Source organism: Jiangella muralis (assembly GCF_001270745.1).
GTDB classification, from domain to species: Bacteria; Actinomycetota; Actinomycetes; order Jiangellales; family Jiangellaceae; genus Jiangella; species Jiangella muralis.
Window position 1 is genome coordinate 224,839 of sequence record NZ_LFXL01000025.1, and the last position, 18,444, is coordinate 243,282.

Below are 18,444 nucleotides of genomic sequence, written 5' to 3' on the forward strand. Positions count from 1 at the left end.
GTGTGGGGGCAGGGGCTAGCGGGCGGGCGCCGAGGCGTGGGCGAACAGACGCGCCGGGTTGACCCGCATCAGGTGGTCCAGGACGTCCGGATCCACTCCCAGCGCTTCGAGGAGGGGCGGGAGGTCGACGGAGAGGTGGTCGAACCCGGTGCCGCCATAGGTGCGCAGGAGACGCTTGTGGCCCACGTCGTGGGACAGGAGCAGTTGGTCGGCGAACCCCGCGTCGAGGATGTCGCGGACCCGCCGGGCGTACTCCAGCTCCGAGGGCAGCTCCCGGAGGAGCCAGTTGCCGGCAAGTCCGAAGGTGTCCAGCGCCACGTACACGCCGCGCTCGAGGATCTTCTTGAGCACGTCGAACTCCTCCAGGTGTCCGACGTGGCCGATGACGACCGACCGGGGGTCGACGCTGCCGGACTCCAAGAGGTTCAGTACCTCGAACCGGGTGGCGCCGTCGTGGTCGGTCTGGTGGATCACCAACGGGGCGCCGGTTGCGTGGTGCGCCGTCAGGGAGGCCGCCAGGACCTTGCGTTCGCTGTCGAGCATGGGGGTCCCGATCCCGATCTCACCGATGAACCCGCACCGAGGGCCGGCGCTCGCGGTGGTCTCGGTGCTGCCGGGATTCCATGGCATCGCGTCGCTCACGCCGTCGACCAGCTCGCGGATGAACACTGCCGCGAGCTCGTCCTCGTTGCTCTCGCCGATCCATCGGGGATGGTGCAGCTGGGTGTAGGCGCCGGTGCCCAGGATGATGTTGAGGCGTGTCGCCTTGGCGATCTCAGCGACCCGGCGAGCATGGTTGCGCTGCCGGATCCCGTGGCACGTCACGTCCATCACGGTCCGTCCGCCGCGATGCTTGAATCGCAGCAGCTCGTGCGCCGCGACCGCGTCGTCGTCCATGAACAGGTCGTCCATGCAATTGACGAGCGACCTCTTCAGATGGCCGAGGTTCTCGGCGACCATGCCCCGCTCGAGCTCCAACGCGATCAGCGGGTCCGGGTCCGGGACGAAGAACTTCGTAGCATCCACCAGGACGTGCTCATGCGTCAGCGTGGTGCCGAGATCCGCCACGGGAACGGGTCCCAGGACGGTCTGGACGGACGGGCGCTCGCGCCCCGCGTCGTGCTCGCTCATGCGGTGCGACCGACGTTGCGGAACCGCGGGTCGCCACCGGGGTTCACCTCCGAGCCGGCCACGTCGGCGCGCGCGGCGAAGGCCTTGGGCACGAAGGCGGTGAAGAGGGTCGCGCCGTCACCGAGGGCCTTCGCCCGCAAGGCGTCGTACTTCTGCCTGCGGGTGTCCTCGTCGTCCACGGAGCCGGCCTCGATGATGAGCTGGTCGAACTCCTCGGATCCGTAGCCACTCCAGTTCGAGGCCGACGTCGTGGTCCAGTTGCGGGACCAGAACTGGTCCGGATCGGTCAGCCCCCCGTAGATGCGCAGGGTCAGCTCGTACTCGCGAGCATTGACCCGCTCCAGCCAGGAGGAGATCTCGATCTGCTCGATCTCGAGCTCGATGTTGTAGGGCCTGAGCTGTTCGGCGATCACCTGAGCGGTCGCCACGGCATCCGGACTGGACGTCCACGCGAGGAAGTTGATGGTGACGCCGCCGTCGGGGTAGCCGGCCTCCGCGAGCTTGCTCCGGACCATGTCCTCGTCAGGGGCGGAGGCATAGGGGTCGTCCTCGGGGTACCAGCGCGACTTCGACCCGAACTCGGACCTGCCGGGCTCGGCGGTCCCGAGGTGGGCGATCTTCGCGATCTCCTCGCGGTCGATCGCCCAGCAGACCGCTTGCCGCAGGGCGAGGTTGTCGAACGGCGCGGCCCCGGAATTGAAGATGAGGAACTGCGGCGTTCCCTCGGTGCCGGAGATGTAGCGCAGTGTCTTGTCGTTCTTGACCTGCTCGATGCTCTGCTTGGGGATGGCATCGACCCAGTCGAGCTCGTCCGACCGCAGCGCCAGCACCCGGCCTTCGGTGTTCTCCAGATAGGAGACGGACACCGCGTCGAGCAGGGGTCGGTCGGTTTCGAAGTACGTCGACGCCTTCGACAGCTCGACACCACGACCCTGGGTCCAGGAAGCCAGTGCGAACGGTCCGGTTCCCACCGGCTTCCGCACCGGGTCACCCTCCTCGATGGTCTTCTGGCTGACCACGTGGCCGTACACCGCCAGGTTGGTGAGGAACGCCGCTGAGGGGCGGCTCAGGTTGAAGGTGACCTCGTACTGGCCGGTCGCCTCGACGGTGTCGAGCGCGGTGAAGAACGCCGCGGAGATGGAACCGAAGTCCGGGTCGCGGATACGGTCGAAGGTGTAGACGACCTCTCGAGCCTCGAAGGGCGCGCCGTCGTGGAACGTGACGTCTGGACGCAACGTGAACACGTACGTCAGGTCGTCGGGCTGTTCCCACTCGGTGGCCAGCGACGGAGAGATCTCGCCGGTGGAGGAGACATCGACCAGACGGCTGAAGATGCCGCAGTAGATCTCCTGCGAGACGTCGAGCGATGACTTGTGCGGGTCGAGCGAGTCCGGGTCGGACGAGGCTCCGACCCGCAACGTTCCGCCGGCAGTGGGCTTGCCGGTGCCGTTGGAGGTGGAGTTCTCGGCACCGCCGCAAGCGGAGAACAGAGCACCACACCCGAGGACGAGGCCGGTCCCGGCGATGCCGACGACGACGGTGCGCCGCGACGGGTGGGGCATGAGGGTCGACTCCATGGTTCTGCCTTCCTGCTGGGTGGTGGAGCTGGAACGTCCGAGACTCCGAGAATCGGTCCGGCGGTCTAGCTGGGCCGGCGGTCACCGCTGAGCAGCTCTCGGGTCGTGAGTGCGTGCGAGTTGAGCGCCGGGGACGCGGCGAGCAGAGCCTGGGTGTACGGGTGCTTCGGCGCCTCGAACAGCCGGTGGGTCGTCCCTGTCTCGACGACGCGTCCCGAACGCATCACCACGACGCGGTCACTGATGTGCTGGACGACCGTCAGGTCGTGCGAGACGAAGACCATCGTGAGACCGTTGGTGGTCTTGAGGCCGTGGAGCAGGTTGAGGATCTGCGCCTGGATGGAGACATCGAGGGATGTGACCGGCTCGTCAGCGACGAGCACCGACGGGTTGGGCGCCAGGGCGGCCGCGATCGCCACCCTCTGCCGCTGACCGCCGGACAGGTTGCGAGGCTTGCGATCGGCAAGCGCTTCGGGAAGGCCGACCTTGCCCATCAGCTCGGCCACCGCGGACCCGCGGTCTGCGCGGGAACGGGTCCGGAGCGCCACCATGGCCTCACTGACCGAGCGAGCGACGGTCCACCGCGGGTCGAGCGAGCTGAAGGGGTCCTGGAAGATTCCCTGGACCTCGCGGCGGAACGCGCGCTCGGTGGCTCGGCCGCGGAGGTCGAGCGGTCGGCCGCGGAACAGCACCTGCCCGCTCGTGGGCTGCTCCAGCCCCAGCAGGAGCCTGGTCAGGGTGGTCTTGCCCGACCCCGACTCCCCGACCACCGCCAGCACCTCGCCGGGGCGCACACCGAGGGAGACGTCGTCGACGGCGCGGGTCTCCGGACTCGCCGCGAGCGAACCGCCACGGTAGATCTGGCTGACGTTGCGGAGCTCGAGCTCGAACGCCTCCGACGGCCGCGCCCCTCGATCGCCGGGCCCGGACGGAACGTCGCCAGGGCGAATGTCCTGTTCAGGTGCGGGGACGGGAAGGGCCCTCTTCGATGTCGTCATGGGACGTCCTTCCGCCCGCCGGACTGGACGTCGCGCCGGGAGGCGGCCACCGGCCCGGCCTCGGCCAGGGTCGCCGGCGCGGAGCTCGCCGCGAGCCAGCAGGCGGCCACCCCGCCGCGATCCCTGGCCGCCAGGGGCGGCTCGGTGTCGCACACGGGCATGCGGTGGGCGCACCGGGGTGCGAACCTGCAGCCGGGCAGCAGGGCCGCCTGGCCGATCTCCCCGGGGATGCTGGGGAGCCGGCCCGTCGTCCTGCCCTGGGGGATCGAGGCGAGCAGCGCCGCGGTGTAGGGGTGCGCCGGATGGTCCATGACGTCACGCGCGGGCCCGACTTCCGACAGCTTCCCGGCGTAGAGGACCGCCACCCGGTCGCAGAGCTGGGTGACGACGTGCAGGTCGTGACTGATGAACAGCACTGCCATGTTCCTGTCCTTCGCCAGTCGGGTCAGGAGGCGGAGGACCTGGGCCTGGACGGTGACGTCGAGGGCGGTCGTCGGCTCGTCGGCGATGAGGAGCCTGGGGGTGTTGGCGACGGCGATGGCGATGGCGATGCGCTGCCGCATACCGCCGCTGAAGGCGCGCGGCGGTTGGCCGAACCGCTCCGCCGGGCGATCGATCCCGACGGTGTCCATCAGCTCGACGGCCCGCGCCTTGGCGGCGCGGCGCGCGATGCGCTGATGTGCACGGAGTGTCTCGACGATCTGCGAACCGACCGAGAACGTCGGGTCGAGCGAGGCGAGCGGGTCCTGAGGGATGAGGCCCACGTCGCCGCCTCGAAGCTCGCGGAGTCGGGTGCTGCTCATCCCCGCGAGCGGCTCCCCGTCGAACCGGATGCTCCCGCGGCTGTCGGCGTTGGCCGGCAGGAGGCCGAGCGCCGCGGCGGCCAAGGTCGACTTGCCGCAGCCGGACTCGCCCACGACCCCCAGGAACTCGCCCGGGGCCAGCTCGAGCGTCACGCCGGACAGCGCCGGGTAGGCGGCGCCGGCGGTGACGTACTCGACGCTGAGGTCCTCGACACTCAGCACGGGCGTGCGGCTGGTCTGGGCGGCGGACATCATGCTGTGCCGTTCTCGAGGCGGGCGCGCAGCCAGTCGCCGATGAGGTTGAACGCGAGCACGGTGAGCGCGAGCGACAAGCCGGGGAAGATCCCGATCCATGGAGCCTGGGTCAGGAAGCCCTGTCCCTGCGCGAGCATCGTGCCCAGGGAGGGGGTGGGCGGCTGGACACCCAGCCCGAGGAAGCTCAGCGCGGCCTCGATCTGGATCGCCCAGGCAGCAGCGATCGCGGCCTGGACGATGCAAGGAGCCAGCGCGTTCGGGATGACGTGGCGAGTAAGGATCGCAGCGGTCGACGTGCCGCGCGTGCGGGCAGCCTGGATGTAGAGCTCGTTGGCGACGACCTGGGTGGAGGCCCGGGCGATGCGGGCGAAGACGGGCAGGTAGATGACGGTGATGGCAGCCACGGTCACCGCGACACCGCTGCCGAGGATGCTGATCATCGCCAAGGACAGCAACAGCGCCGGGAACGCCATCAGCATCTCGATGGGGCGCATGATCACGTTGTCGACGACGCGGCCGAAGTAGCCCGCCAGCGTCCCCAGCAGCACGCCGAGGGGCAGCGAGAACGCCACGGAGGCGACCGCGATGACGAAGGAGACGCGGTACGAGTACAGCAGCCGCGTCAACACGTCACGCCCGAGCTCGTCGTTCCCGAGCAGGTGCTCTGCGGACGGACCGCCCAGGACCTGGTCGCCGTCGATCTCGCTCGGTCCGTAGGGCGAGATCCAAGGGGCCAGGACCGTCAGGAGGACGAACAGGGCCAGGATGGTGAGGCCGATGATGCCGGCGCGGCCCCCTGGTCCCGCGCCCCCGGACCGTCGTCGTGGTGTGGTGCGGATGCCGGCTGGGACGGTGCCGGCGACGTCGATGACCTCGGCCACGTCAGGACCTCCCCTCGAGGGCTCGGGGGTCGAGGCGGGCGACGATGATGTCGGTGAGCAGGACGGTCAGGACGAAGATCGTCGAGATGACCAGGATCGTGCCCTGGACGACGGTGTAGTTGCGTTGGGCGATCGCGGTGACCACGAGGTTCCCCAATCCGGGTAGCCCGAAGATGGTCTCGGTGATGATGGCTCCGCCGAGCAGGGTGCCCAGATCGATGCCGATGATCGTGACGATCGGCGCGGAGGCCTGCCTGAGGCTGTGCTTGAACAGGATCTGGCCCCTGGTGAGGCCCTTGGCCCGGAGGAAGTCCGAGGGCGGGGAGTTGAGGAACGCCTCCACGATGCCCTGGGTCACCTTCGTCAGGTAGGCGGCCTGGCCCAGGCCGAGGGCGAGCACCGGGAGGATCAGGTGCCGGAAGTGCTCGACCGGGTCATCGGTGAAGGCGACGTAGCCGGAGGACGGGAGCACCTGGAGAAGGCCGCCGAAGACGAGCGCGAGCATCAGCCCGAGCCAGAAGTAGGGGATGGACAGACCGATCGTGGACAGGCCGAGCGTCATCCTGCGCAACAGGCCGGGCCTGGATGCCGCGAGCAGCCCCAGCGAGACACCGACGGTCACGCCGATCAGGCTGGCGAGGATGGCGAGCTCGAGGGTGACGGGAAGATGGTTCATCAGCAGCTGGGAGACGGGAGTGTTCCGGAGCAGGTCGGTGCCGAGATCGCCGTGCACGAGGCCGGTGATCCACTCGACGTACTGCGTGTGCAGCGGACGGTCCAGACCCATCTGCAGCCGCGTGGCCGCGATGTTCTCCTCGGTGGCGTGCGGGCCGAGCATCGTCGTGACCGGGTCTCCGGGGACGAGGTGCACCAGCATGAAGACGAACAACGTCATCACGGCCAGGATGGGGATCGTGACCAGGCACCGGCGCATGGCGAAGAGCAGCACCGGGTGGCGACGCCGCCACGCGAGCCGGCGTCCCGTCTGAGGACGCCCGGGTGATGCGTCAGCCGGGAGTCCGGCCGGCAGTTCCACGCTCTCACTCATGAGCCGATGCCCTCACTTGAGTGCCTGTGGATTGATGGGTGAGCCGACCGCGCCCGGAATGTGGAGTGCCGGGGAGACCAGGAGGAACTCGTAGGTGTCGTCCTCCGCACAGTCGCGAGCGAGCTCGTCCAGGTACCAGATCTCTCCGACCAGCAGGCCCATCTGGACGATCATGACCAGGTGGAGCGGCTGGAACGATCCCTCGATCTCGTTGGGTCTGACCTCGGCGCCCCACGTGTCGGTGGCCAGGCCGGCGATCTCGTGATCTGCGATCCAGCCGGCCGTCGAGAGGGCCAGACCTGGTGCGTCTCCAGCGGCGTACCCGGCCCAACCAGGCTGATCACGCCGCGCCGCCATGTCGCCGGTGCGGATGAGCACCATGTCACCACGCTGGACGCTGACCGACTGCCGGGCGCAGGTGAAGTCCAGCAGCTCGCCGGTGATGGCCTCGCCCGGATCGAGGCGCTCCCGCCCGATGGCGCGAGGGACGTCGAGGAGGACCCCCCGGGTGGCGAAGGTCCTGACGTTCTCGATCCCGTTGCGGGCGGCGCCGGCACTCGACACCTCGCTCGCCGGGAAGCCGTTGTACATCTGGCCACGGTGGAAGATGTGCGCCAAGGCGTCCCACTGGGTCCCGCCTTGCAGGAAGAGGTACAGCGAGTCATCCGCGAAACCCCACCCCCGGGGATAGCCCTGAGCCTCAGCGACGTGATCGGTGCCCGTGGCCACCATCTGGTGGATGGGGTTGACCCGGCCGAACGCACCTGTCTGGGGACCGTGCCCGTCCAGCGGCAGCTGGAGGGAGAAGCACTTCCCCTTGCGCACGAGGCGCGCAGCCGAGGCAACCGTCGCCTTCTCGATGTGGTTGAGCGTGCCGCGCTGGTCCTCGGCACCCCACCGGCCCCAGTTGCTGTGCTGGGCCAGCAGCAGCTCGAGGTCCTCCCACGAGTGCGAGACGCGCGCCGTGGACGGGATCTCGGCCGGAGCGGGTGTGCCGGCACCGCCGAGCAAGTCGGGGGCGGCCGTCTCAGCGTCAGCAAGGGTCTCGCCGACGGACGTGTCGGGAACATCGTCTGCATGCCGCATGCCGAGAAGCATCGTGCTGGCCCCGCCTCTTGTCAATACGAAACGTACCGTTTTATTATTGGTATCGACATCCCACGAAAGAGAGCCACATGACCCCCGCTGCCACCACCGGCCAGGCCTCGACCATCGGTGCCCCCGAGGCCGGTCCGCGCGCCGGACAGCCAGGCCGCAAGCGCAGTGCGCGCTCGCACAAGCGCATCGTCGACTGCACCGTCGCGGAACTGGAGCGCGTCGGGTACTACGAACTGACGATCGAGGGCGTCGCTCAGGCAGCGGGCGTCAGCAAGGCGACGATCTACCGCTGGTGGCCGTCCAAGCCCTCTCTGGTCGCCGAGGCGATCGCGAGCAGCCTGGACCACGACATGGCGCCCGAGACCGATGACGTGGAGCGCGACCTGCTGGCCGCGATCCAGACGACCATCGACAACTTCGGCGGGAGTCTCGGCGGAATCGCGCTGCCGGCCCTGGTGGCTGACCTGGCCCACGACGCAGCCGGGTACCGCGCCTTCTACGAAGGCTTCCTCAAGCCCCGGCGGGCCGCGTCGGCGGCCGTCATCCGCCGAGCGATCGACGAGGGCCTGCTCGCGCCGGACACCGACGCCGAGCTGACCTTGGACCTGTGGGCAGGGGCGGTCTTCTACCGCATCCTGATCAGCCGCCAGCCGGTCACGGACCAGTTCGCCGAGGAGATCCTCAAGCACCTCCGGTGCACCTGATCCACGGCCGGCCCGGACCGCTCCCACCCCACGTCGACCGTCTCGGGGTTACTCCACTCGCTCGCTCCCCCGCTTTTCGATCCGCTCAGAAAGGCTTGCCGTGTTCGAGTACTTCCCAGACAACTACGGGTGGTCGCTGACGTTCATGATGGGCTCCGCCGTCGGTGGGGACCTGAGCGAGATGGACCGCATGTGCCGAGGACTTGCCGACGCCTCCCGCGCGCGGGACTTCGCCGCTGCCGACAGCGAGTGGCTCACGGCGTGGATCGACGGCGCGCAGCGAGCCAGGGCCCTGGGTGACGCAGCGGCCGCAGCGGGGCACGGCCACCGCGCGGCTGAGGCATGGTTCCGCGCAGCGGCCTACTTCCAGCTGGCCGAACGGCAGGTGGCCGTCAAGGGACCGGAGGCTCAGGACGCCTACCGCACGAGCCTGGACTGTTTCCAGGCGGCGTTGGCCGAGGCATGGCCGACGGCCGAGCTCGTCGACGTGCCGTTCGAGGACCACGCACTACCCGCCGTCTTCGTCCCGGCCGCCGACCCGGGGGCGCCTTGCATCATCCACTTCGACGGCCTCGACGTCACCAAGGAACTCATCTTCTTGATGAACCGCCGGGAGCTCGCAGCGCGCAAGGTCAGCATGCTCATCGTCGATCACCCGGGCATCGGCGAGGCCCTGAGGCTGCGCAGCCTCTTCCTCGACGCTGACACCGAGCGACCCGCCGCAGCCTGCCTGGACTACCTGGCCGCCCGCGGCGACGTTCCGATGGAACGCACCGGTCTGATCGCGCTGAGCGCGGGCGGGTACTACGCCGCCCGCGCCGCCGCCTACGAGCCGCGCCTCGCCTTCTGCGGGGTCTGGGGCGCCATCTGGAACTACCACGACACCTGGGCCGCTCGCTTCGAGGCACTCGATCGGGGCGAGCAGCCGCCGACCTCGGTGCCGTGGCAAGTGCCCGTCTGGGTGCTCGGGGTCCAGACGCGCGCGGAGGCCCTGGCCAAGCTCGAGGACTTCACACTCGAGGAGGCGGTCGGCCGCATCGAGATGCCGCTGCTGGTCCTTCACGGAGAGAACGACCGTCAGATCCCGGTCACCGTCGCCGAGCGGGTCTACCAGGGCGCCGAAGGATCATCTGACCGGCGGCTCGTCGTGATCCGCTCGGACCAGCCTGGCGCGGAGCACTGCCAACTCGATCAGATCGACGTCGCCATCCACGCGTTGCACGATTGGGTGCACGAGGTCGCCGGACGTCCTGGAGGGGACAGCGTGACCAGTGCGCTGCACGGAGCCGACCTGGAGCCCGGGCGCCGCTCCCCCGCCGAGACGGTCACGGAGCTCGTGCGACGAGTCACCGCCCTACGTAACGGCGACAGCTCCCAGGTGGAAGCCCTCGCGTCGCTGTACTCGTCGGACGCCCACGTCAGTCACCCCTTCCACCCCTTCGAGCGGGACGTACCGCTCCTGGGTCGAGAAGCCCTGCGTGAACACTTCGCCCGAGCCGCCGGTGCCGAGCCGGCGAAGTCGGAGGTGGCTGACCTGGTGGTGCACCAGACCACGGACCCCGAGGTTGTCGTCGCGGAGTTCCGCTACGTCGGCGACGTGGCCGGCAGACGATTGGACACGCGCTGTGTCTTCATCGTCCGGGTCGTCGACGGGCGCATCGTCGAGTCGCGTGACCACGTCGACCACGTGGCGTCGGCCCGGGCGTACGGGACCCTCTCCGACCTGATCTCGCGACTCGACGGGTAGGTTCCACCGGCAGACGCGCCCCAAGTCACAGCGTCAACGGCGCACCCGATAGCGCAGGTGAAGCACCCGGTTGCCCTGAATCACCACGTCAGGATCCGCCAGCAGGTGCTGCGCGTCGACCGGCCCGAAGTAGCGCTTGCCGGACCCGAACACGACGGGCACGACGTCCATGCGCACCTCGTCGACCAGGCCCGCGGCAAGCACCTGGCCACCGACATCGCCAGCGGCGACCTCGACGATGCGGTCACCCGCAAGCTCCTGTGCCTTGGCCACGGCTGCCTCGACGCCGTCGACGAAGTGAAACGGCGCCTCGGGATCCCAGCCCTCGGGCTGCGGCCGGTGCGTCACGACGACCACGTGGTCGATCCCGCCCGGAGGCTTCCCGTCCCAGCCGTCCGTCAGGTCGAAGACGTGGCGACCGACGACTGTCACCCCGATCTGGTCCCAGTACGGCCGGGTGTAGTCGTAGGACGTCTGCGACACCTTCACCTCGCCGCTCTCGTCCAACGGGACGTCACCGCTGGACAACCAGTCGAACAGCGGTCCGGGCTGGTCGTTCTCGTCCGCGACGAAGCCGTCCACCGACACCGAGCTGTACATGACCACCTTGCCCACGGCGCTCTCCTCTGCTTCGGGGTACCCCCCAAATTAGCGTGTACAGGCGGCTCACCTGCACCTGGCACACAGCTCGCAGGTCGAGTGACGGCGGCCCGATGACGTTCTCGACCGAGAAGCAAGCTGGTGACTACCTGACCTGGGTCCGCCGCGAGATCGAGGCTGACCGATGGAATCCCCCGTCCAAGCGCGCCAAGGTCGATGTGACGAAGTACGGCCCCTTCGCGACGGACTGGCTCGCGACTCGGCGCACGCGTCGCGGAACGCCGCTCAAGCCGAGCACCCGACAGCTCTACGAGGGGTATCTCGACCGGCTCATCCTGCCGACCTTCGAAGACATGCCGCTCGACGAGGCAGCCGACGAGGCGACCTTCGAGTCTTGGTACAACAAGCTGGATCCGAAGTACCCGACTCGCAACGCTCACGTGTATGTGATCGCACGATCGATCCTGGTGACTGCGCGCAAACGCAAGCTGCTCGCCGTTCCGGTGCCGACGATCGACGGCGCAGGGCAGACCAAACGCCGGCGGCGGATCGTTCTGCTGTCAGTCGATGAGCTCGCTCAGCTGGTAGCCGCGTTGCCGGAACGCTACCGGCTCATGGTCGAGACCTACGCCTGGTGTGCTGCTCGATTCGGCGAGCTTGCGGCGCTCCGTAAGCGCGACGTCGCCTTCCGCCACCAGTGCAAGAAGCCAAGCCGTGAACGATGCGTCAAGGCCAGCTGCAGAGGCATCCTTCACGTCGACCGTGGCGTGACTCGCGCCTTCGGCGGATGGCACGAGGACACACCGAAGGGTGACGAGGAAGCTGACGTCGACATCCCCCCGCACATCTTGGTCGACCTCGACGAGCACATCCGCGATCTGGGACCCGACGATTTGCTGTTCCCCGCGCGCCAGGGCGGGTTCATGGCCGCATCCTCGTTCCACAAGGTGTTCAACGCCGCGAAGAGGCGCATCGGCCGCTCGGACATCCGCCCACACGACCTTCGGCACCTCGGATCGATGCTTGCGGCCGCCGCCGGTGCTTCGCCGGCGGAATTGATGGCGCGTCTGCGCCACAAGACGGCACAGGCCGCACAGATCTACTGGCACGCTTCGAGGGAGCGCGACCGCGAACTCGCGGGCATCATGTCGACCATGGCCAGCTCCCAGATCGTTGGGTCGAATCAGTGACCTCTTCGGTGTGAAGAAGGAAACCAGACGCTCGGTACCTACTCAGATTGCATCTCCCCTGGTCGAGGCCCCGACTGAGCCAGGTTCGCCCATTCTGGCCTGGCCCAACCAGCAAGATCATCCCACCGATCTCACATGACCTTGCACGACGGCCCACCTGTGATGATCGGAGGCCTGGACAGGCCAGCGCCATCGACGACGCCACCATGACGGGTGGTCGAGCCATGGCCCACCACCTTTGCGAGACGGCGCGCCGGCGGCGAGTCCTCGCTGCGTTGACTGGCGAGGTTCAGCGCCGCGGGCCCAGAGGTGTGATCCGCCGTACTGGATTTCGATGTGGACGTCACCGGACCTGCCGATAGCGTTCGCCGGGGTGGCATGGGCGCGACCGCGCGGGCCTCAACGTAGGATGGTGCCGCGCGTGACGCTCACCGCGCCCTCGACGTAGGCACGACCCGGCACCAGCGTGCCGGCCGCATCACCCGCTCGACCTCACCCACGGTCCCGGCGATGCCGGGTGCCGATGCGCGCGCCGCCGCTGTCGCCGCCGTGTGAGCGCCGCTGACCGTTCGCACCGACGCGCCCCGAGACCCTGTCCTGCGCGAGGTGCCGCACCGAAGGATCTCCTTGCCTACATCGCGTGAGCCTGCCCTGCCCACGAGTCCCCGCAGCGCCGACGATCAGATCGATCGAGTGGGCTGGTGGGCCCGGCTGCGCCGAGCCTGGTTCTCCAACCCCAAGAACGACGTCCTCGCCGGCATCGTCGTGGCGCTGGCGCTCATACCCGAGGCGATCGCGTTCTCGATCATCGCCGGCGTGGACCCGAAGGTCGGCCTCTACGCGTCCTTCTCGATCGCGATCATCATCTCGATCGCCGGCGGCCGGCCCGGAATGATCTCCGCCGCCACCGGCGCGATGGCGTTGGTCATGGTGCCCCTCGTGCGCGAGCACGGTGTGGAGTACCTGTTCGCCGCCACCATCCTCACCGGCGCGCTCCAGATCCTGCTCGGCGCCCTCGGCGTTGGCCGCCTGATGCGGTTCGTCCCCCGCACCGTCATGGTCGGGTTCGTCAACGCGCTGGCGATCCTGATCTTCCTGGCCCAGGTGCCGCACGTCGTCGGCGAGTCCTGGCCAGTCTACCTGCTGGTCGCAGCCGGCCTGACGATCATCTACCTGCTGCCGCGCCTCACCAAGGCAGTACCCTCACCGCTGGTCGCGATCGTCGTTCTGGCCATCGCCGCGACCAGTTTCGGCGTCAACGTCCCGACCGTCGGCGACATGGGCGAGCTACCGAACGCCCTGCCCGTCATCGGCGTACCGATGGTGCCGCTCACGCTGGAGACGTTGACGATCATCGCGCCGTTCGCCGTGACCCTGGCCTTCGTCGGACTCCTGGAGTCCCTGCTCACCGCCCAGATCGTCGACGACTTCACCGACACCACCTCGGACAAGGGCCGCGAAGCCCGCGGCCAGGGCATCGCGAACATCGCCACCGGGTTCCTCGGCGGTATGGCCGGCTGCGCCATGATCGGGCAGTCGGTCATCAACATGAAGTCCGGCGGGCGCACCAGACTGTCGACGCTCACCTCCGGCATCGGGCTGCTGGTTCTCATCCTCGTTCTGGGCGACCTGGTCGCCGTCATCCCGATGGGCGCGCTCGTCGCGGTGATGGTGATGGTGTCCATCTCGACGTTCGACTGGTCAAGCATCCGGCCCAGCACGCTGAAGCGGACCCCGATCAGCGAGACCGCCGTCATGGTCACCACCGTCGCGATCGTCGTCGCCACCCACAACCTCGCCTACGGCGTCGTCGCCGGCGTTCTGCTCGCCGCTGTCTTCTTCGCCCGACGGGTCGCCCACCTCGTCGACGTGTCCAGCGTCCTGGACCCCGACGGCGACATCCGTGTCTACGCCATCACCGGCGAGTTGTTCTTCGCCTCCACCAACGAGCTCGTCCACGCCTTCGACTACACCGACCCGGCACGCCGCGTCGTCATCGACCTGACCGACGCACATGTCTGGGACACCTCCGCCGTCGCCACCCTCGACACCGTCGTCGCGAAGTTCGCCGCCCGCGGCATCGACGCCGAACTCGTCGGCCTCAACCCACACAGCGCCCTCCTGCACCAACGCACCACCGGACAGCTCAACCAGCCCACTGACCCGGGGCGCCGCGATCACGCCGAGCCGCGTCAATCGGAGCGGTGACCGGAGCCCGGCCTGCGGAGCAACCAGTCCAGGTGATAGCTCAGGATCCGCTGCGCGGACTCGGCGTCGCGTTGCCCGACGAGGACACTGGTGCCGACGCCGTGACCGAGGGCGATCAGGCGTGTGGCCTCGGCCTGCGGGTCGAGATCGGGAGGGAGTTCGCCGTCGGCTTGTGCCTGCCGGAGAATCTCGGTGAGCTGGCGTTCGAGCCGGTTCGGCCCCTCGACGAACGGCTGGGCGGCGAGGTCGGGGTCGGTCATGGCCAGGACGGCGTACGAGGTCCAGACGCGGTGGAAGGCCCGGCTGGGCTCGTCGGTCGGCAACGCCTCGGCGACGAAAGACTCGAGGACCGCTCGTAGCGAGGGACGCGCGGGCAGCCGTGCCAGGCGTGCCGCCCATCGCTCATGGCTGCGCCGCTCCAGATGTTCCAGCGCGCCGTGCATCAGCTGCGCCTTGTCGTGGAAGTAGTACTGCACCAGGCGCAATGAGACGCCCGCCTCGGCCGCGACCGAACGCATGGTCACCGCATGCAGGCCCTCACGGGCGGCGAACCTGACGAGTGCGTCGGCGATCTGCGAGCGGCGCAGGTCATGATCGACGGTTCGCGGCATGGCCGGGCTCCTCCCCTGCACGTTATGATACATCGGTATCATAAACCGTCCGGCGCCGAGCGGAGAACCTGGTGAGCCCAGAACCCCGTCGCAGTCCCCCGACCCGCATCCCCTCGCGCGTCTGGTGGATCGCCGCGGTGACCGGTGTCGGCGCGTTCATGGCGATGCTCGACTCCACGGTCGCCAACCTCGCGGTGGAGTCGATCCGCGTCGAGTTCGACGCCTCTCTTGCGGACGTGCAGTGGGTGGCCACCGGGTACCTGGTGGCTCTGGCCGTCTCGCTGCCCGCCGCGGGCTGGCTGGGCGTGCGGCACGGATACGGGCGCGTCTGGGCGGCCGCGCTGGCAGTCTTCGTCGTCGGTTCGGCGTTGTGCGCGCTCGCCCCGGCGGTGCCGGTCCTGATCGCCGCACGGTTGCTGCAGGGACTGGCCGCCGGGATCATGGTCCCGGCCGGGCAGGCGGTCATCGGGGCGGTTGCCGGGCCGGATCAGCTGGGCCGGTTGATGGGTGCGCTCGGCGTGGTCGTCAGCCTGGGGCCCGCGCTGGGTCCGGCGTTCGGTGGGCTCCTGCTCGACGTGGCGTCGTGGCGGTGGCTGTTCTGGATCAACGTCCCGATCGGGGTGGTCGCGCTGGTCGCCGCGCGTGGCCTGGTGCCGCCGGGGAGGGGCGATCCGGGCCGGACGCTGGACCGGCGCGGGCTGGTGTTGCTCGGCGCCGGCCTGCCCCTCGCCCTGTACGGCATCACGGAGATCGGCGTGTCCCGAGCCACCGCGGTTCCTCTGGCGGCGGTCCTCCTCGGGTTGGCGCTGACCGCGGGCTTCGTGCGTTCGGCCGCCGGCGCGCGCCGTCCTCTCATCGACCTCGGCCTCCTGCGCCACCGGGGCTTCACCGCGGCGACCGTCACGACCGGACTCACCGGAGCCAACATGTACGGCGGGCTGCTGCTCCTGCCGCTGTACCTGCAGCTCGACGCCGGCATGGACACGACGGCGACGGGCTTGATGCTGCTCGCCATGGGCCTGGGAAGTGCGGTAGCGCTGTATGCGGGCGGTCGGATGACCGACCGTTATGGAGCCGGGCCCGTGATCGCCGCCGGGGCCGCGATGCTCCTGCTCACGAGCGTGGCGTTCCTGGCCGTGGGATCGATGCCCGCCGGTGTGCCGGTCGTGGTCCTCGTGCTGCGAGGGATCGGGCTGGCGTTGGCGCAGCTGCCGGCCACCGCGGCGGCCTACGCGGCCGTCACCGCCGATCAGCTCGGTGACGCCACGACGCTGGTCAATATCGCCCAACGCGTCGGCGGCGCAATCGGCGCGGCCGGCCTGGTGGTCCTGCTCTCCGCGACGACCGGCGACGACGGATACGGCTGGGGCTTCGCCGCTCTCGCCGTGGTGTCCGCCCTCACGCTCGCCGCCGCCCGTGACGTCGCCGCTCACGCAGGGCGGCGACACAGGGGACGGCCCAGAGCGGACGAGGGACGGTCAGGACGCTGAGCAGATCGTCGACGTGCGCCACGAGCTCGCCGGTCGCTACCCTGCCTCAGCGGGATTCGACCTGGGCGAGGAGTTGCTCGAGCGCTTCGAGCTGATCAGCTGGTTCGGTGTCCATCTGCCAGAACACCTGGTCGACGTCGAGCGCGTGCAGTGTCGCGAGGTCGTCGGCCACCTGCGTGACCGATCCGGTCAGCGGGGCGCGTTCACCGGCCGGCGGCTTCACCGTGACCGAGCCGTTGACGCGGACCACGACCGGCAGCGTGCCGGGATCGCGGCCGGCGTTCTGCGCGGCCTGCCGGAACATCGCGATCGCGTCGCCCAGATCGGCGAGGTCGGGCGAGTTGACGGAGACGTTGAACCCCAAGCCCATGCGGGCGATGCGTTCGATTCCGGCCGGGAACGCCGCACCGCCCAGGAGGGGCGGCCCGCCGGGCTGCACCGGCTTGGGCCCGATCTGCGATTCGGCGATCTGGTAGAAGCGTCCGTCGAATCGCACCGGGTCGGCTGCCCATACGGCGCGCATGGCGGCGATGTGCTCTTCGTAGCCGTTGCCGCGGCGACTCATCGGGATTCCGGCTGCCTCGAACTCCTGCGGGATCAGCCCCTGGCCGAGGCCGATGTCCAGGCGGCCGCCGCTGAGCTGGTCGAGGGTGGCGATGCGGCGGGCCAGCACGACCGGTGGATGGAACAGGGCGTCGAGCACGCTGGTGCCGAGCCGGATCCGGCTGGTCCTCGCCGCGACGTAACTGAGTGTCTCGAGCGGATCGTAGACACTCGCGTACAGCGGCGGGAGCACTGCGGCCGGGACGCCGTGGCCGGGCGACACGGGAGCGACAGGGCGCAGGAGCCGTTCCATGGTCCACAGTGACGCGAGCCCGACGCGCTCGGCGCCCTCGGCGAGTTCCACGATGGCCTGGGGTGATCCGAGCGGCGCGTACGTGGGAAGGCTGAGGCCGAACTTCATGATGCGCTCCTTGTGTGGTTTCGGTGTCGATCAGTGGTGGACGAGTAGAGGCGACGGCGACGCAGCCGGGTCGTCGGCTGAACTCGAGGCCGCGCCGCGCTCGAGGCCGGCGGTGGCGTCCCCCGGCCGGGCGTTGACGAGAATCGCGACGACGACCGCGACGACGCCCAGGAGGGCCGCGGCCCAGGCGGTCGCCGTCACGTAACCGTGGACCAGCCCGGCGAGGTCCGCGCCGCCGTCGCCCGGGTGCGCGGCCAGGTACGCGCCGGTGCTGGTGGCTGCGATCGTGCTGAGAACCGCGAGCCCGACCGACGCACCGACCTGTTCGGAGGCGTTGAAGACCGCGCTGGCGACACCGGAGTCGCGTTCGGGGACCTGGAATGTGGCCAGGTTCGCCGCGACCGGCGACAAGACGCCGAGCCCGAGACCGATCAGCACCAGCGCGGGCAGGACGTGACCCAGGTAGTCGCTGTCGACGCCGAGCCGGGTCAGCCAGGCCATGCCGGCCGCCGCCAGCAGCAGCCCGGCGGCGAGCAGCAGACCGGACCGTGTTCGCGTCATCGCGTGCCCGACCAGAATGGAGCCGATCAGCGTGCCCGCGGCGAACGGCAGGAACGCCATGCCTGCCTGCAACGCCGTGAAGCCGGCGACGGTCTGCAGGTAGAAGGACACGAGCAGGAACATCCCGAACATCGCCACCATGACCAGCATGAACGCCAGGTACGCGCCACCACGGCTGCGATGCGCCATGATCGAGAGCGGCAGCAGCGGCCGGGACACATGTGCCTCGACCGCCATGAACACCGACATGAGCGCGACGCCACCGCCGAGCGCGCCGGCCGTGACCGGTGCGCCCCAGCCGTGCACAGCGGCCGAGCTGAAACCGTAGACCAGCGCGACCAGCCCAGTTGTGGCCAGCACGGCTCCGGTCACGTCCATCCGTGCGCGCTCCCGATGCGGGTCTTCGGTCAGCAGGAAGACGGCGCCGAGCGCGGCCAGCAGGGCGAGCGGGATGTTGACGTACAGCACCGAGCGCCAACCCAGGTACTCGGTGAGCACGCCCCCGAGCATCAGGCCGACTGAACCGCCCCGGGGTGTCCGGAGACTTCATTAGTTGGAGGATGAAGTCATGGCACGTC

At 69.3% G+C, this 18,444-nt stretch carries 15 protein-coding genes and 1 pseudogene; 5 read left to right on the plus strand and 11 right to left on the minus strand.

Going from position 1 to position 18,444, the window contains the following annotated elements:
* Window positions 1–15: 15 nt before the first annotated feature.
* The 7 genes from ACW62_RS21280 to ACW62_RS21310 form a co-directional block, all read right to left on the minus strand.
* The gene (locus ACW62_RS21280) at window positions 16–1,131 is read right to left on the minus strand and encodes a phosphotriesterase family protein (protein ID WP_053206118.1); all 1,116 of its coding nucleotides are present in this window, start codon (window positions 1,129–1,131) and stop codon (window positions 16–18) included.
* Window positions 1,128–2,708, minus strand: coding sequence for an ABC transporter substrate-binding protein (locus ACW62_RS21285; RefSeq protein WP_053206119.1), 1,581 nt, complete (start codon window positions 2,706–2,708; stop codon window positions 1,128–1,130). The genes ACW62_RS21280 and ACW62_RS21285 overlap by 4 nt, the downstream gene beginning before the upstream one ends.
* Window positions 2,709–2,773: 65 nt before the next feature.
* Window positions 2,774–3,706, minus strand: coding sequence for an ATP-binding cassette domain-containing protein (locus ACW62_RS21290; RefSeq protein WP_053206120.1), 933 nt, complete (start codon window positions 3,704–3,706; stop codon window positions 2,774–2,776).
* On the minus strand, window positions 3,703–4,764 hold the full coding sequence (locus ACW62_RS21295; RefSeq protein WP_169792104.1) for an ABC transporter ATP-binding protein: 1,062 nt from the start codon (window positions 4,762–4,764) through the stop codon (window positions 3,703–3,705). Before ACW62_RS21295 ends, ACW62_RS21290 begins: the two co-directional genes overlap by 4 nt.
* Window positions 4,761–5,645 (minus strand): ABC transporter permease, encoded by an 885-nt coding sequence (locus ACW62_RS21300; protein ID WP_053206121.1) that lies wholly within the window; start codon window positions 5,643–5,645, stop codon window positions 4,761–4,763. The genes ACW62_RS21295 and ACW62_RS21300 overlap by 4 nt, the downstream gene beginning before the upstream one ends.
* A 1-nt stretch (window position 5,646) precedes the next feature.
* Window positions 5,647–6,693 (minus strand): ABC transporter permease subunit, encoded by a 1,047-nt coding sequence (locus tag ACW62_RS21305; RefSeq protein WP_083460003.1) that lies wholly within the window; start codon window positions 6,691–6,693, stop codon window positions 5,647–5,649.
* Between the two features lie 12 nt (window positions 6,694–6,705).
* Window positions 6,706–7,791, minus strand: a complete 1,086-nt coding sequence (locus ACW62_RS21310) for a cyclase family protein (protein WP_205629506.1) — start codon at window positions 7,789–7,791, stop codon at window positions 6,706–6,708.
* Window positions 7,792–7,868: 77 nt separating this feature from the next.
* Here ACW62_RS21310 and ACW62_RS21315 point away from each other — a divergent pair, with 77 nt between their 5' ends.
* Window positions 7,869–8,495 carry a TetR/AcrR family transcriptional regulator gene (locus tag ACW62_RS21315; RefSeq protein ID WP_053206123.1) on the plus strand — a complete coding sequence of 209 codons (627 nt, stop codon included), beginning with the start codon at window positions 7,869–7,871 and terminating at the stop codon, window positions 8,493–8,495.
* A 100-nt stretch (window positions 8,496–8,595) separates the two neighbouring features.
* Window positions 8,596–10,242 carry a nuclear transport factor 2 family protein gene (locus ACW62_RS21320; protein WP_053206124.1) on the plus strand — a complete coding sequence of 549 codons (1,647 nt, stop codon included), beginning with the start codon at window positions 8,596–8,598 and terminating at the stop codon, window positions 10,240–10,242.
* A 33-nt stretch (window positions 10,243–10,275) separates the two neighbouring features.
* Here the strand turns inward: ACW62_RS21320 and ACW62_RS21325 are convergent, their stop codons facing one another.
* Window positions 10,276–10,857 (minus strand): dihydrofolate reductase family protein, encoded by a 582-nt coding sequence (locus ACW62_RS21325; RefSeq protein ID WP_053206125.1) that lies wholly within the window; start codon window positions 10,855–10,857, stop codon window positions 10,276–10,278.
* 98 nt (window positions 10,858–10,955) lie between these two features.
* Between ACW62_RS21325 and ACW62_RS21330 the strand changes: the two genes are divergently transcribed.
* Both ACW62_RS21330 and ACW62_RS21335 read left to right on the plus strand, forming a co-directional pair.
* A complete protein-coding gene (locus tag ACW62_RS21330) occupies window positions 10,956–12,032 on the plus strand; it encodes a tyrosine-type recombinase/integrase (RefSeq protein ID WP_053206126.1) in 1,077 nt (358 codons plus the stop codon).
* A gap of 693 nt (window positions 12,033–12,725) precedes the next feature.
* The gene (locus tag ACW62_RS21335; RefSeq protein ID WP_240477367.1) at window positions 12,726–14,240 is read left to right on the plus strand and encodes a SulP family inorganic anion transporter; all 1,515 of its coding nucleotides are present in this window, start codon (window positions 12,726–12,728) and stop codon (window positions 14,238–14,240) included.
* Here the strand turns inward: ACW62_RS21335 and ACW62_RS21340 are convergent.
* On the minus strand, window positions 14,225–14,851 hold the full coding sequence (locus tag ACW62_RS21340) for a TetR/AcrR family transcriptional regulator (RefSeq protein WP_053206127.1): 627 nt from the start codon (window positions 14,849–14,851) through the stop codon (window positions 14,225–14,227). The genes ACW62_RS21335 and ACW62_RS21340 overlap by 16 nt on opposite strands.
* A gap of 71 nt (window positions 14,852–14,922) precedes the next feature.
* On the opposite strand from ACW62_RS21340, the gene ACW62_RS21345 reads away from it, so the two are divergent.
* Complete coding sequence (locus ACW62_RS21345; RefSeq protein ID WP_053206128.1) at window positions 14,923–16,341, plus strand: DHA2 family efflux MFS transporter permease subunit; 1,419 nt, start codon at window positions 14,923–14,925, stop codon at window positions 16,339–16,341.
* A 46-nt stretch (window positions 16,342–16,387) separates the two neighbouring features.
* Here the strand turns inward: ACW62_RS21345 and ACW62_RS21350 are convergent, their stop codons facing one another.
* Together ACW62_RS21350 and ACW62_RS21355 are read right to left on the minus strand one after the other, a co-directional pair.
* Window positions 16,388–17,305 (minus strand): LLM class flavin-dependent oxidoreductase, encoded by a 918-nt coding sequence (locus tag ACW62_RS21350; RefSeq protein ID WP_053206129.1) that lies wholly within the window; start codon window positions 17,303–17,305, stop codon window positions 16,388–16,390.
* A gap of 30 nt (window positions 17,306–17,335) precedes the next feature.
* Window positions 17,336–18,382, minus strand: a pseudogene (locus ACW62_RS21355) (MFS transporter); the annotation flags it as partial.
* Between the last annotated feature and the right edge of the window lie 62 nt (window positions 18,383–18,444).